Source organism: Rhizobium sp. 862_C5_N1_2 (assembly GCF_051811205.1).
GTDB classification, from domain to species: domain Bacteria; phylum Pseudomonadota; class Alphaproteobacteria; order Rhizobiales; family Rhizobiaceae; genus Rhizobium; species Rhizobium leguminosarum.
The window spans coordinates 47,096-60,704 of the sequence record NZ_JBPWPT010000002.1 but is presented as its reverse complement, the minus strand read 5'-3'; the positions used below and the strand labels follow the sequence as shown (position 1 = coordinate 60,704).

Genomic DNA, 13,609 nt, shown 5'->3' with positions numbered 1-13,609 from the left:
AAATCTTCGAGGACTTGCCCAAAGTCTCGGCGTGGCGGGTAGCGCTGGCAGCGCTCAGATGACTACGCCGAGCGTTTCCAACAGCTCCTTCGTCAGCATTCGGCTCTGCTTGCTGTCTGAGGGTCCTGTCACGGCAAGGACCAAAGACGGCAGCGCCCACAACACCTAGCAGCACAGTGATGCGTTCAAAATAGCTGCTACTGTTCTAACCGCTGGTCAATAAATCCTCTTGACTCTCCAAATGGGATACTTATTTAGATGAGTAATAACTCACTCAATTGAACTCGGTCATATGGCGCGTCCTCTAAGCGAAGAAAAACGGCAAGCCTTGCTTGAGGCGGCATGCGATTTTGTAGCCCGCTTGGGAACTGAGGCGTCGACCGCGAAGATTGCAAAGGCTGCGGGCGTGTCCGAGGGAACGCTGTTCACTTATTTTCCAACCAAGGACGATCTTCTCAATCAACTCTTCATGTCGATCGAAATCGATCTGATGGAGCGGATGCTTGCTCCATATCCGGATGGGGACGCTCCTCGCCAAAGGCTAAGACGCGTGTGGGACCGTCTGGTGGATTGGGGATTGACCAATTCGACGGCTCGAAAGGCTGTCAGACAGCTCAAGGTTTCGGATCGGGTAACCGCGCAGAGCAGACAAAAAAGCAAAGCCATGGTCCGCGATGCACGGGCAATCGTCGCAGCATGTCTTGCCGGACGTGCCGATCCTGAAAGGATTGACTTCTATATCGATACGGTCCTGTTCGGCCTTGCCGAAATCACGATCAATGCGATAACCGCCAACCCGAAACAGGACAAGAACATCCGACAGGCTGGTTTCGACCTGTTTTGGAAAGGTACTGCCGCATAAAATTTGACTCATTATTGAGTGCCTAAATACTCATTCAAAAGGAAAGCGACATGGCTCAATCTATTGGTTTCACGGAAGCGAGTGTTCCCGACCAAACGGGAAAGACCTTCATCGTCACAGGTGCCAACGCAGGTATTGGCTTTGAAATCTCACAAGTGCTTGCTGCAAGAGGCGCTCGTGTCCTACTGGCATGCCGGGAACGCACTAGGGCAGAGCAGGCAATAGCGCGGATCAGGCATATCACGCCAAAGGCTGATCTAGCCTGGTTGCCGCTTGATCTGGGCGATCTCGACAACGTTCGAGCTGCGGCTGAAATTGCCGCGAGAGAGCCGCGCATTGACGTGTTGATCAACAATGCAGGCATCATGAACCCACCCTTGACACGCACCGAGCAAGGCTTCGAGTCCCAGTTCGGCGTCAATCATCTTGGCGTTTTTGGGCTGACAACGTTGCTCTTGCCAAAGCTGGCAGAAACGCCGGGATCGCGTGTCGTCGTGACATCCAGCATTGCGCACCTGAAGGGGAGGATCGACTGGGACGACCTCAACGCCGAGAAAAGCTATAACAAGAACGGCCGCTACGGCGGCAGCAAGTTGGCGAACGCACTGTTTTTTTTCGAGTTGGATCGGCGCCTACGGTCTGCAGATTCTCCAGTTACGGCTGTCGGGTGCCATCCGGGCGTTGCGAGTACCAGTCTTGGGCGGCACATGGGGATCATCCAACTCGTGGGTCCGATCGTCGGTCTGCTCCTCAACAGCGCGGCTAAGGGGGCCTGGCCTGCGCTGCAGGCGGCGACAGGCAAGGTGATGCCGGGTGGTTACTACGGGCCAACCGGGTTTGGCGGAATTCGGGGTCGGTCCGGTGAGGCGAAACGTGCCCCCGATGCCCAGGATCCAACTCTGTCAAAGCGTCTCTGGGACGTCTCTATTGCGATGACCGGGATCGATCCGGGCTTGGCCCCCGCCTGATAGAAACACTAAGCCCGAAGCAGATGCTTCAAACAGAAAGCAAGGGAAAAATCAGGGCCGCACTCGCGGAGCCACATCTATGATCGCCGAAGTTTTCGTCCCGCTGCACCTTTGGGGCACGCTTGCAAACAGCCATGTTCTTCCTCTCTCGAAGTAGTTCCATAAACTACGTTATGCGATCGATTGATGTAGCCGCAAAGTTGAAGTGTCCTGTTTCTGCAAAGTTGGAATGTCACACTCCCCGCGTTTGATGACGTGGGAGATTGCCGATGGGACTGATTGCGATGAGCGAGCGTGACCTGCAGCGGATCGAGGTTTTGTCGAAAGTCATCGACGGTCGAATGACGTTGGTGTCGGCGGCGCATGTTCTGGCGCTGAGCGAGCGCCAGGTGCGCCGGCTGTTGGAGCGGATCAGAACGGGTGGCGCGGCGTCGATCCGGCACAAGGCGATCGGCCGGCTGTCGAACAACCGGATCAACGATGGGCTTCGCGATTATGCTTTGACGCTCATTCGCGAGCGCTATTGGGATTTCGGGCCGACGCTGGCGGCCGAGAAGCTTGCAGAGCTCGATGGGCTGACGGTGTCGCGCGAGACGCTTCGGCAATGGATGACGGCGGCCGGTATCTGGCAATCGCGCCAGCAGCGTCGCAGCTTCCATCAGCCACGATTGCGGCGTGAGGCTTATGGTGAGCTGGTGCAGATCGACGGCTCCGAGCATCGCTGGTTCGAAGATCGTGGGCCACCATGTACGCTTTTGGTGTTCATCGACGATGCGACGGGCAAGCTGATGCAGTTGCGCTTTGTGCGCTCGGAAAGCGCCTTCAGTTATTTTGCGGCGCTGGAACTCTATCTGCAGGATCACGGGGCGCCGGTGGCGTTTTATTCCGACAAGCATTCGGTGTTCCGGGTGGCGAAGAAGGACGCCAAGGGCGGCCAGGGCATGACCCAGTTCGGCCGGGCGCTTTGCGAGCTAAACATCGAGATTCTTTGCGCAAATTCAAGCCAGGCCAAGGGCCGCGTCGAGCGCATGAACCAGACATTGCAGGACCGATTGATCAAGGATATGCGATTGGCAGGGATCTGCGACATGCAGGCGGGCAATGCGTTTCTGCCGACGTTCATGGAAGGCTACAACGCGCGGTTTGCGGTTGCCCCTGCCCGATCTGACAATCTGCACCGGCCGGTGAACCTGGCGTTGGACCGGCTCAAGGACATTCTGTGCAAGCGTGAGCAGCGGTATGTCGGGGCGCAGCTGACATTCTCGTTCGAGCGCCAGCGGATCATGCTGGAAGAGACCGATATCACGCGTGGGCTGGTCGGCCGCTATGTCGAGACCTATGCCTATGCCGATGGCCGGCTCGACGTGCGCTGGAAGGGCCATTCGCTGTCCTATCGGGTGTTCGACAAGGACCAGCGGGTGACGCATGCAGCGATCACCGACAACAAGCGGCTTTCCGACGTGCTGACCTACATCAAGGAACAGCAGGATCAGCGATTGCCGCCGAAGGTGAAGACCAACAGCGAGAAGAACGGTTACACACCGCGGGGCCGCAAGCCGGGCAAGCAGACGGATTTCATGAATGATCCAGTCGTCATCGCCAACCGGCTTCGAGCGCTGTCCCGGCAGCAGGCGGCGGAATGACCGGCTGCTCCAACTGTCAAAGCTAAAGCCGGTTGGTGCGTCTCACCCGCCCCCTCCCTTCCCTTGCAACCCGGCCCAGCCGGTCCGGTCGGGGGCTTGCCGCAGCGCAAGGACATGTCGAGTGTTGCATTTCTAAATGGCTGAAGACGCGCCCAAAGTGACATTTCTACTTTGCAAACCGGCGGACAATTCAACCTTGCCGCCACAATTGATGTTGGGGCTATTTAGTAATGCGACAGTTGGGCCAGTTAGAGATGCGACAGTCTCGCCTCTCGACGTTCTGGTCAATGCCAACGTTGGGAGCAAGGAGACGACCTTCAGCCTGGTCGAGATCATGAGCGGTCGGAGTCGTCATGCCCTGTTTGATCACCATGTCGCAGAAAGAATTGCATCGCCTCGAAGTCATTCAGAAGATCCGTGATCGACGCCTAAGTGTTGTCCAAGCCGCCGAGCTGCTTGGGCTCAGCCGAAGTCAGATGCACAGGCTGCTGCAGGCCTATGACCATTCCGGTGCGGCCGGCCTGATTTCGAAGAAGCGATCGAGACCAAGCAATCGGCGCCACAGCGAGGAGTTTCGCAATGCGGCGCTGGACCTGATCCGCGAACGGTATCTGGATTTCGGTCCGACGCTGGCTCGCGAGAAGCTGATCGAACTGCATCATATTTCGGTCGCCAAGGAGACGCTGCGTCAATGGATGACCGAGGCCGGCATATGGGTCTCGCGACGCGAGCGTAAGAAGCGGGTTTTCCAGCCGCGCGGCCGGCGCGACTGTTTCGGTGAACTCGTGCAGATCGATGGTTCACATCACTGGTGGTTCGAGAATCGCGGCCCCAAATGCGCTCTGCTTGTTTATATCGATGACGCCACCGGCAAGTTGCTGCATCTGCGGTTCGCTGGGTCAGAGAACACGTTCGACTATCTGCATGCGACAAAGGCTTATCTGCAGCAATGGGGCAAACCTCTGGCCTTCTACAGCGACAAGCATGGTGTTTTCCGTAGCACGCATGCGTCGGAGAAAGACCGGACGAGCGGCCTGACGCAGTTTGGCCGTGCGCTTTATGAGCTGAACATCGACATCATCCGCGCCAATACCCCGCAAGCAAAAGGCCGCGTAGAACGCGCCAACCAGACGCTGCAGGATCGACTGGTCAAGGAATTGCGGCTTCGTGGCATCGATACGATCGAGGCGGCCAACGCTTATGCATCAGAATTCATTGCGGATTTCAATTCCCGTTTTGGCAAACCGCCACGCAATCCGAAGGATATGCATCGGCCACTGGCCGATCATGAGAACCTTGACGGCGCCATGTGCCGGAAGGAAGTCCGCACGCTGTCGCAGGCCCTGACGCTGCGCTACGACAAGGTGCTGTTCATTCTTGATCCGACGGACCTTTCTACCCCCTGGCGGGTAAGAAGGTCGTCGTCTGCGACTACCCGGACGGTCGCCTCGAGATCATGCACGAGAGCTTTGCCCTGCCCTACAGAACCTTCGACAAGTTGCGATCGGTGCATCGATCCGAAGTCGTTGAGAACAAGCGTTTGGATGACGTCCTGTCGATCGTCGCCGAGCTGCAGGCTGGGCTGGAACAGCAGCGTAGCAAGAGCGGCCCTCGCCGCATTGGCCAGACGGATCATATGTTTGGGATACCGGATGGCAGCAAGAGCAATGGTTATCAGAAGCGCGGTCGCAAACCCGGCCGGCGGACGGATTTCATGAACGATCCGGAAGTCATTGCCAAAAGGCAAAAGGCGCTGGCGCGCATGGAGGCGGCCGAGTGATAGATCGCATTCGGCCCTTGCGGACGATTTGTGGGGTTTCCTTCAAGCTTATTGGACACCGGTCGCGTGCCTCGCGTAGCCTGCCATCCAGCGAGCGGCCAATTCATTGTCGGATTTTGTTGCGCCGCCCCACGTGGCTCTTGTCTGGACGGGCTGTCTCTTAGCAGCCCATAGCTAATGCATCAACGTCCGCTTCCGGCGAAAACCGCAAGGGACTTCATTTGAAGATTGAGGAAGCTAAAGCCAAAGAGGCACTCCCTCACCCGCACCCGCTCCTTCCTTGCAACCCGCCCCAGCCGGTCGGATCGGGGGCTGACCCAAGGAGCCAGTGTCGCATTTCTAACTGGCCAGCGCCGCCGCATCTCTAATCAGCTTTGACAATTGATGTAAGGGGGGTACATTCTATTTCCAAGTGCGACATGCTTATAAAAACAATGGCTTCGCCTTGGAGATATATGCATGTCCCTTTGCTATTCGCAGCTCACCCTGCCTGATCGCAAGCGTCTTTTTCATCTTAGAGAACGCAAGATTTCCGTCTCGGAGATTGCCCGCCAACTCGGTCGTCATCGTTCGACGATCTATCGCGAGCTTAAACGCAATACGTTCCAGGATCACGAATTTCCGGAATACAGCGGCTATTACAGCGGTATCGCCAACGACATGAGCAAGGAGCGCCGACGACGGCTGCGCAAACTCAGACGCCATCCGCATCTGCGCGATCTCGTCATCGACCGGCTGAAGGCGCATTGGTCACCTGAGCAGATCGCTGGCCGGCTTCTCGCCGATGGCGTCAGTCCTGTGCGCATTTGCCCGGAAACGATTTATCGTTTCATCTATTGCAAGGAAGATTATCCGCTCGGGCTGTATCAGCACCTGCCGGAACGACGGCGCAGGCGTCGGCGCCGCGGCGCACGCAAACCGCGCGACGGCTTAATCCCACTCGACTACAGAATCTCCCAACGACCTGATTTTATTGATGATCGATCACAGTTCGGCATTGGGAGGGCGATCTCCTGATCTTCCGGCGTGAACTCGGAGAGACCAACGTCACCTCTCTCGTCGAGCGCAAGAGCCGCTATACGGTGATGATCAAGAACCGCAGCCGTCACTCGCGACCGATCATGGACAAGATCATCCATGCCTTCTCACCATTGCCGTCTTTTGCACGCCGAAGCTTCACCTTTGATCGCGGCACGGAGTTCTCCGCTTTCAGGGCTTTGGAAGATGGGATCGGCGCCAGGAGCTGGTTCTGCGATCCCAATTCGCCTTGGCAGAAAGGCGCTGTCGAGAACACCAACAAGCGCATTCGACGCTTCATGCCTGGCGATACGGATCTGTCCAATGTCGCTCAGAAGCAACTTGTCGACCTCGCCCATCAGCTGAATTCGCTGCCAAGAAAGTGCTTGGGCTACAAAACACCGGCCGAGGTCTTCATGGCGCATTTGCGTGAATGCGGCTGATCCCCTACCCTTCAAACGCCCATGTTGCACTTGGTGTAGATTCTCCAGGGCTATTTAGTAATGCGACAGTTGGGCCAGTTAGAGATGCGACAGTCTCGCCTCTCGACGTTCTGGTCAATGCCAACGTTGGGAGCAAGGATGACGACCTTCAGCCTGGTCGAGACCATGAGCGGTCGGAGTCGTCATGCCCTGTTTGATCACCATGTCGCAGAAAGAATTGCATCGCCTCGAAGTCATTCAGAAGATCCGTGATCGACGCCTAAGTGTTGTCCAAGCCGCCGAGCTGCTTGGGCTCAGCCGACTACATTCTTGCACAATTGATGCTGCCGAGACATTCGGCCGAGCCCGTCTTGCTGCCCGCCCCTACTGGCAGCAAAGACTGACAATTCCCGGGAACGGCAGCATTGCCTGCCGTTCCCGGCACGCCTGCGGATTGGAGCGCCTGCTCGCTTGTTGGCCAGCAGGTGGAAAGATTCATCGTCGCTATCTGCGGCTGGATGCCTTAATCAGACGGATTCCCTTACGATCTGGCGAGTCCCTGCATGATCCAGGCGAGCATCCCGGTCTGCAACCGAACGTCTCGATGTCAAATATTGACATCGAGGTATGGATACACAACAATTCATTCAGAAATTTGAAGGAAGGTGCGGCATGACCAGCAGCCTGCATGTGAGCTTGCCCGATGAAATGCGCGCCTTTGTCGATATGCGCGCCAACGGGAAGAGCCAGTACACGACCCCGAGTGAATATGTGCGCGCCCTTATTCGCGAAGATATGGCACGCGAAGAAGACCGCCGCTATGCCATCCGATCACTGCTGCGGGCGGAAGGGGAATTCCGGCGCGGAGAAATGCTGCCCCTTTCGGCTCTTGATGCCGTCGACGCGGAACTGGATGAAGAACTGCGCTAGTGGCTCCACGCGTTCTCATCCTGCCGGCCGCACTTGATAACTATCGTTTGGCCGTCCGCGAAACGGCGCGCAAATGGTCCCCCGAACAGGCAAAGGCGTACGGCCGCCTGCTGCGGGCAGGATTTGAAGGCATCCCCGAAGCCTATGCCCGCGTGAGGACAAAGAGCGACGAGCGCGTCGGGAACTCACTCTTCCGATTGCACAAAGTCGAGCACCATTACGCCGTCTACATTGTCGCTGACGATGCAACCTTCGTCATTGCCGCGGTCTTACACGAGCGGATGGACATTCCCGCACAGCTGCGGGCAGTCGAACGATTGACCGACAGAGAGTATGAAACGTTGATGGGACACCCTCGGTCGAAGTCCTGCGGACGGTCGACCATGAGCAGCCCACCGGACACAATAGTCTGGCATGCGCGGCCTCTTCCCTCGTCTGCCTCCGCACGAGCAAAGCGGCGCTCGCGCGCCATCCCCGACGACGATGCCGGCCGGTATAAGCGAGAGATGTCGTCGTTTCCTAATTGACGCCGAGAAATTGCTTCAGCTCGGCCGTCTGCGGATTGGCGAAGACTTCCTCCGGCAGGCCTATTTCGTGAACGCGGCCCTGGTGCATAAAGACGACGCGACTGCAGACATCGCGGGCGAACTTCATCTCGTGCGTTACCATCAGAAGCGTCATTCCCTCGGCGGCAAGCTCGCGCACCACGGCCAGAACTTCGGCGACCAGTTCCGGATCGAGTGCGGAGGTAATCTCGTCGCAGAGAAGTGCGGTCGGCTGCATGGCGAGCGCGCGGGCGATGGCGACGCGCTGCTGCTGGCCGCCCGAGAGCTCGTCGGGATAGGCGTCGAACCTGTGGCCCAGCCCTACCCGCTCCAGCATCTTGCGGGCGGTCGCCTCGGCTTCGGCTTTCGGGGTCTTCTTGACCACGGTCTGCGACAGCATGACGTTGCCGCCGACGGTCAGGTGCGGGAAGAGGTTGAACTGCTGAAAGATCATGCCGACCTTGAGACGCAATGCCTTCAGATGCACTTCGTCATCGAGGAGCTGCGCGCCGGCCACGGAGATCGAGCCGTCGGTGATGGCCTCCAGGCCGTTGATGCAGCGAAGCAGGGTCGATTTGCCCGAACCGCTCTTCCCGATAATGGCGATGACTTCGCCGGCCTCCACATCGAGATTGATGCCTTTCAGCACCTCGGTGGTGCCAAAGCTCTTGCGGACTTCAGTGATTTCGATGAGCGACATTGAGCTTCCTTTCCAGGATCTGGCTGCTTTTTGACAAAGGCCAGCAGAGGGCGAAGTAGATGAGGGCGACGAGCCCGTAGACGGTGAAGGGCTGGAAGGTGGCATTGGTGACCACCGTGCCGGCTTTCGACAATTCGACAAAACCGATGATCGAGGTCAGCGCCGTTCCCTTGACGATTTGAACGGAGAAACCGACCGTGGGCGGTATGGCGACCCTCAGCGCCTGCGGGAGGATGACGTAGCGCATCTGCTGCAACCGCCCCATGCCGAGGCTGGCGGAGGCTTCCCATTGACCCCTCGCCACCGCTTCGACGCAGCCTCGCCAGATTTCGGCGAGGAAGGCGGCGCTCCACAGAGTGAGCGCCAATCCCGCAGCAAGCCAGGCCGGCACATCTATCCCGAAAAGGCCGAGACCGAAAAAAGCGATGAAGAGCTGCATCAGCAGCGGCGTGCCCTGGAAGAGCTCGATATAATATTTCGCAAGCGCCCTGAATGCCTTGCGCTTGCTAATGCGCAGGAAGAGCAGCCCCAGTCCGACCGCACCGCCGCCAATGAACGAGACGAGCGAAAGCAGGACCGTCCAGCGGGTGGCGAGCAGCAGGTTGCGCAGGATGTCCCAGAGTGTGAACTCGATCATCGCGCCGCCCTCCTCGGGAAAATGAACCCGCCGACCACCGCCAGCACCTGCCGGAGCAGGATCGCCAGCACAAGATAGATGGCTGTCGAGACGATGTAGGCCTCGAAGGCGCGGAAGGTTCGCGATTGTATGAAGTTCGCGGCAAAGGTCAGATCCTCGGCGGCGATCTGCGACACGACCGATGAGCCGAGCATGACGATGACGACTTGCGACGACAACGCCGGCCAGATGCGCTGCAGGGACGGCACGAGAACGACATGCCGGAAGGTTTCGAAGCGCGTCATGGCAAGGCTCTCGCCTGCCTCGAACTGGCCCTTCGGGGTTGCCTGGATTCCCGCGCGGATAATCTCGCAGCTATAGGCGCCGAGGTTGACGACCATCGCAAGGTTGGCGGCCGTCAGTTCGGAAAGCTTGAGGCCGAGCGACGGCAGACCGAAAAAGATGAAAAAGAGCTGGATGAGGAACGGTGTGTTGCGGATCAGTTCGACATAGGTCGCAACGACAGGCTTCAGCCAGGCCGGGCCGAGTGCGCGCACCCAGGCACAGAAAATGCCGAGCGAAATGCCGAGCACTCCGCCGATCGCGATGAGCTCCAGGGTGATCAGTATGCCCTTGATGATGTCAGGATAATATTCAAGCAGCCAGCCGAATTCGAAATGGTAACTCAAGGAATTGTCCCCTCTTGCGGTGACGGAGCGTCATGTCATCCCGCGCGCGGCGCGGGATGACATCCGTGAGACCGGGTTCCTTACAGATCCGACGGGAGATCGGCGCCGAGCCACTTCTGCGATATGGCGTTCAGCGCGCCATCGGTTTTGGCCGCAGCGATAATGCCGTTCACCTTCTCCAGAAGGGCTGCCTGTTCCTTGTTGAGACCGATGTAGCAGGGTGAGTTCTTGATGAGGAACTTCATCTCAGGGCGCTTGGGGGGATTTTTGGCGAGGATCGCAGCAGCCACGACGTTGCCGGTCGCAATGGTGTCGACCTGGCCAGACAGGAAGGCCGAGATAGTGCCGTTGTTGTCTTCGTAGCGCTTGATCGTCGCGTCGGCTGGCGCGATCTTCGTCAGCTCGAGATCTTCGACAGCGCCGCGCGTGACGCCGATGCTCTTGCCCGCGAGATCTTCCACCTTGGCGATCGAAACATCGGCCGGCGCGAACACGCCGTTGAAGAAGGGTGCGTAAGCTACGGAGAAATCGATCACCTTTTCGCGCTCGGCATTCTTGCCGAGGCTTGATATGACCAGATCGACCTTATTCGTCTGCAGATAGGGGACGCGATTGGCGCTGGTGACCGGCACGAGTTCGGTCTTGACGCCCAGCTTTTCGGCAATGAGATTGGCGACATCGATATCATAGCCCATCGGCGCCATATCGGTGCCGACACTGCCGAAGGGCGGAAAATCCTGCGGGACGGCGACACGCAGCGTACCGCGCGCCGTGATGTCGGCGAGAGCATCGGCGTGAGACGTGGAGCCGAAGCCAAAGGTTGCAGCCAGGGTCGCGATTGCGAAAAATACTCGTCTTGTCAGCATGTTTTAATTGCTCCTTTGAAGTTGCGGTTTTTTGGGTTTGACAGTTGGGCCGGAGGACACGGCCTTGGGAGGGAGTGACAGGGAACTGCGCAGCTCCGAGAGCGGATCCGGGCGCGTGGTCAGGTCGAGGCCCATTTCCACTTCGTCCAGATGTTCGACGGAGAGCTCCGCAGCCCTGACGAAATCGCCCGCTTGCATGGCCTCGAAGATGCGGCAGTGCCCATCATGGGACTGTGCTGCGTGAAATTCAGACTGATAGAGCATCGAAATAAGGATCGTCCGCGCGGTGAGATCGCGAAGGATATCGACGATGATGGCGTTACCGCTTAATTCTGCGATGCGGATGTGGAAATCACCCATCAAATAGGTCAGGCGCTGGCGGTCGCCCGCAGCCATTGCGGTCTTTTCCTCGTTCAAATGCGCGTCGAGAGCTTTGCGTCCCTCGTCCGTCAATACGCGCATGCTGCGCAGCAACCCGGCCTCGATGACACGCCGTGCCTCATAGACCGCGATCGCCTCTTCAGCGGACGGCTCGACGACAAACCAGCCTCGTCTTGGACTTACATGCACAATGCCGCGTGTTTCCAGGCGCATCATGGCTTCACGAACGCGGGTTCGAGACACGCTGAAGAGCGTTGCCAGCTGGTTTTCGCTGAGACGCGTCCCAGGCCGAATTTTGGCTGAAAGAATCCCGGAGACGATGGTCTCCTCGATGGTCTTCTGCGTGGTCTCAGATGTCTGGCTATCTTGCATACAAGACAGGAAAGCAAAGCTCGTGCCAAAATTCTGCGTTCAGGATTTCCAAGATGTCTCGGATCCCTCCCCCTGGAATTTGCACGCTGGGAATGCAAACTGAGCGCAAATTGAGCGAGCCCACAATGCCTTGCGAACCCAGATCAGCGTCGGCCGCCCAAAGCCGACAAAGCCCCTTCCCTATCGAAAAGTTGCTTGCGGCTAGACCGGTTCGGCTTATATAGTCAGGATAGTCACTATAGTCAGGATAAAGCGAATGCAGCCATCACGACCAGAGGATAAAAGTTGGACCGTCGCCAGTGCGAAGGCCAAGCTGTCTGAGGTTATCGAACGCGCGCAAGCAACGCCGCAAACAATCATGCGCAATGGCAAACCAAGCGTCGTCGTCGTTTCGGCCGAGGAATGGCAGCGGAAGACCGCGCGCAAGGGCACCCTTGCAGAGTTTCTGATGCAATCGCCGCTGCGCGGCGCTGATCTGGACCTCGAACGGCAGCGCGACGAACCGCGTGATCTTCAGCTGTGAGACTTCTGCTGGACACTAATGTGCTTTCCGAGGTGACAAGGCCGCGTCCCGATGCACATGTCCTACAATGGCTGGACAGTCTCGACGAGGATCGCTCATTCATCAGCGTCGTATCGATCGCGGAGATCCGGCGTGGTGTTGCATTGATGGAAAGCGGCCGGAAGCGCGACGCGCTGGCTGAATGGCTTGCCCAGGACCTGCCGCAGCGCTTCGAGCAGCGTGTCATCCCTGTGGATCAGCCGGTTGCGATAGCTTGGGGCGACTTGATGGGGCTCGCAAAGCGAAGCGGGCGCGGCTTGTCGTCAATGGACGGCCTGATTGCCGCCACCGCGATTGCTCACGATCTCACCCTCGCCACTCGCAATATAAAGGATTTCGAGGGCTTTGAGATCGAGCTTGTCGACCCTTGGACCGAGCGCCCGTGACGATCCGCAGAGCGGACCGTCACGGGATCATTCTTTAAGTTTTGTTGATGCAAATCGTTATCCCAAAACCGCTGCGCACTTTTGGGCGACATGCATTAGTTGAAACTCGAGGTTTTGAGGAATTCCGCCAGCCGTTCAGTCTTCGGATGCACGAACATGTCCTTCGGATCGCCCTCCTCGCAGATGACGCCCTGGTTCATGAAGATGACCCGTGACGAAACGTCGTAGGCAAAGCGCATCTCGTGCGTGACGAGCAGCATGGTCATGCCGTCGGCGGCAAGCCCCTTGATCACCTGGAGCACTTCGCCCACCAGTTCCGGGTCGAGCGCGGAGGTGACTTCATCGAACAGCATCAGCCTCGGCGACATGGCGATGGCGCGAGCAATTGCAACGCGCTGCTGCTGGCCGCCGGAAAGCTGTCCGGGATAGTGGTTCGCGCGGGCGGAAAGGCCGACACGATCGAGCCATTTTTCCGCGATTGCGCGCGCATCCGGCTTCGTCATTTTCTTCACCTTGACGAGGCCGAGCATGACGTTTTCAGCGGCGCTCATATGCGGGAAAAGATTAAACTGCTGAAACGCCATGCCGGTCAGCGCGCGTTGGCGTGCAATCTCCTTCTCGCTCTTGCGGCGCCGCGTCGCGCCTTCGGCGCGGTAGCCGATCTCTTCGCCGTCGAGGCTGATCGTGCCGCCCTGGAATTCTTCGAGCATGTTGATGCAACGCAGCAAGGTGGTTTTTCCGGAGCCGGACGAGCCGATGATGGAAATGACTTCGCCTTCCTGCACGGCGCAATCGACGCCTTTGAGGACTTCGTGGATGCCGTAAGTCTTGCGCAGACCCTGGATGTCGAGAATGGTCTTGGCCATCGGG

Annotated in this window: 12 protein-coding genes and 4 pseudogenes; 10 read left to right on the top strand and 6 right to left on the bottom strand. The window is 58.2% G+C overall.

Going from position 1 to position 13,609, the window contains the following annotated elements; genetic code table 11:
* Positions 1 to 292: 292 nt before the first annotated feature.
* From ACD590_RS24640 to ACD590_RS24605, 8 genes and pseudogenes are all read left to right on the top strand, one after another.
* Entirely contained in the window at positions 293 to 862 is a 570-nt protein-coding gene (locus tag ACD590_RS24640) for a TetR/AcrR family transcriptional regulator (RefSeq protein WP_047619845.1), read from the top strand.
* 50 nt (positions 863 to 912) lie between these two features.
* Entirely contained in the window at positions 913 to 1,830 is a 918-nt protein-coding gene (locus ACD590_RS24635) for an oxidoreductase (RefSeq protein ID WP_439003584.1), read from the top strand.
* 269 nt (positions 1,831 to 2,099) lie between these two features.
* Complete coding sequence (locus tag ACD590_RS24630) at positions 2,100 to 3,473, top strand: ISNCY family transposase (protein ID WP_439002501.1); 1,374 nt, start codon at positions 2,100 to 2,102, stop codon at positions 3,471 to 3,473.
* Positions 3,474 to 3,826: 353 nt separating this feature from the next.
* A pseudogene (locus tag ACD590_RS24625) lies at positions 3,827 to 5,253 on the top strand (ISNCY family transposase).
* A gap of 459 nt (positions 5,254 to 5,712) precedes the next feature.
* Positions 5,713 to 6,713, top strand: a pseudogene (locus tag ACD590_RS24620) (IS30 family transposase).
* Between the two features lie 293 nt (positions 6,714 to 7,006).
* A pseudogene (locus ACD590_RS24615) lies at positions 7,007 to 7,096 on the top strand (PspA/IM30 family protein); the annotation flags it as partial.
* A gap of 268 nt (positions 7,097 to 7,364) precedes the next feature.
* Entirely contained in the window at positions 7,365 to 7,622 is a 258-nt protein-coding gene (locus ACD590_RS24610) for a ribbon-helix-helix domain-containing protein (RefSeq protein WP_018245705.1), read from the top strand.
* A pseudogene (locus ACD590_RS24605) lies at positions 7,622 to 7,990 on the top strand (type II toxin-antitoxin system RelE/ParE family toxin); the annotation flags it as partial. The gene ACD590_RS24610 and the pseudogene ACD590_RS24605, both read left to right, overlap by 1 nt.
* A 151-nt stretch (positions 7,991 to 8,141) precedes the next feature.
* Here the strand turns inward: ACD590_RS24605 and ACD590_RS24600 are convergent.
* The 5 genes from ACD590_RS24600 to ACD590_RS24580 all read right to left on the bottom strand — a co-directional run bounded on the left by ACD590_RS24600 (position 8,142) and on the right by ACD590_RS24580 (position 11,791).
* Positions 8,142 to 8,867, bottom strand: a complete 726-nt coding sequence (locus ACD590_RS24600; protein ID WP_018245707.1) for an amino acid ABC transporter ATP-binding protein — start codon at positions 8,865 to 8,867, stop codon at positions 8,142 to 8,144.
* Positions 8,845 to 9,504 carry an amino acid ABC transporter permease gene (locus ACD590_RS24595; protein ID WP_018245708.1) on the bottom strand — a complete coding sequence of 220 codons (660 nt, stop codon included), beginning with the start codon at positions 9,502 to 9,504 and terminating at the stop codon, positions 8,845 to 8,847. The genes ACD590_RS24600 and ACD590_RS24595 overlap by 23 nt, the downstream gene beginning before the upstream one ends.
* Positions 9,501 to 10,172 carry an amino acid ABC transporter permease gene (locus tag ACD590_RS24590; protein WP_018245709.1) on the bottom strand — a complete coding sequence of 224 codons (672 nt, stop codon included), beginning with the start codon at positions 10,170 to 10,172 and terminating at the stop codon, positions 9,501 to 9,503. Before ACD590_RS24590 ends, ACD590_RS24595 begins: the two co-directional genes overlap by 4 nt.
* Before the next feature lie 80 nt (positions 10,173 to 10,252).
* Positions 10,253 to 11,038: a transporter substrate-binding domain-containing protein gene (locus ACD590_RS24585; protein WP_018245710.1), complete on the bottom strand. Its 786-nt coding sequence runs from the start codon at positions 11,036 to 11,038 to the stop codon at positions 10,253 to 10,255.
* 3 nt (positions 11,039 to 11,041) lie between these two features.
* Positions 11,042 to 11,791, bottom strand: a complete 750-nt coding sequence (locus tag ACD590_RS24580) for a GntR family transcriptional regulator (protein WP_018245711.1) — start codon at positions 11,789 to 11,791, stop codon at positions 11,042 to 11,044.
* Between the two features lie 256 nt (positions 11,792 to 12,047).
* On the opposite strand from ACD590_RS24580, the gene ACD590_RS24575 reads away from it, so the two are divergent.
* Positions 12,048 to 12,314: a type II toxin-antitoxin system Phd/YefM family antitoxin gene (locus ACD590_RS24575; RefSeq protein ID WP_017991284.1), complete on the top strand. Its 267-nt coding sequence runs from the start codon at positions 12,048 to 12,050 to the stop codon at positions 12,312 to 12,314.
* Positions 12,311 to 12,739, top strand: a complete 429-nt coding sequence (locus ACD590_RS24570) for a type II toxin-antitoxin system VapC family toxin (RefSeq protein WP_018245712.1) — start codon at positions 12,311 to 12,313, stop codon at positions 12,737 to 12,739. Before ACD590_RS24575 ends, ACD590_RS24570 begins: the two co-directional genes overlap by 4 nt.
* 95 nt (positions 12,740 to 12,834) lie before the next feature.
* Here ACD590_RS24570 and ACD590_RS24565 read toward each other — a convergent pair whose 3' ends face one another.
* Complete coding sequence (locus ACD590_RS24565; RefSeq protein WP_018245713.1) at positions 12,835 to 13,605, bottom strand: amino acid ABC transporter ATP-binding protein; 771 nt, start codon at positions 13,603 to 13,605, stop codon at positions 12,835 to 12,837.
* Positions 13,606 to 13,609 lie beyond the last annotated feature (4 nt).

Excerpts from the sequence above, each read along its gene's own strand:
- ACD590_RS24610 (WP_018245705.1), top strand. The coding sequence starts at position 7,365 with ATGACCAGCAGCCTGCATGTGAGCTTGCCCGATGAAATGCGCGCCTTT.
- ACD590_RS24585 (WP_018245710.1), bottom strand. The coding sequence starts at position 11,038 with ATGCTGACAAGACGAGTATTTTTCGCAATCGCGACCCTGGCTGCAACC.
- ACD590_RS24640 (WP_047619845.1), top strand. The coding sequence starts at position 293 with ATGGCGCGTCCTCTAAGCGAAGAAAAACGGCAAGCCTTGCTTGAGGCG.
- ACD590_RS24595 (WP_018245708.1), bottom strand. The coding sequence starts at position 9,504 with ATGATCGAGTTCACACTCTGGGACATCCTGCGCAACCTGCTGCTCGCC.
- ACD590_RS24630 (WP_439002501.1), top strand. The coding sequence starts at position 2,100 with ATGGGACTGATTGCGATGAGCGAGCGTGACCTGCAGCGGATCGAGGTT.
- ACD590_RS24600 (WP_018245707.1), bottom strand. The coding sequence starts at position 8,867 with ATGTCGCTCATCGAAATCACTGAAGTCCGCAAGAGCTTTGGCACCACC.
- ACD590_RS24575 (WP_017991284.1), top strand. The coding sequence starts at position 12,048 with ATGCAGCCATCACGACCAGAGGATAAAAGTTGGACCGTCGCCAGTGCG.
- ACD590_RS24565 (WP_018245713.1), bottom strand. The coding sequence starts at position 13,605 with ATGGCCAAGACCATTCTCGACATCCAGGGTCTGCGCAAGACTTACGGC.
- ACD590_RS24580 (WP_018245711.1), bottom strand. The coding sequence starts at position 11,791 with ATGCAAGATAGCCAGACATCTGAGACCACGCAGAAGACCATCGAGGAG.
- ACD590_RS24635 (WP_439003584.1), top strand. The coding sequence starts at position 913 with ATGGCTCAATCTATTGGTTTCACGGAAGCGAGTGTTCCCGACCAAACG.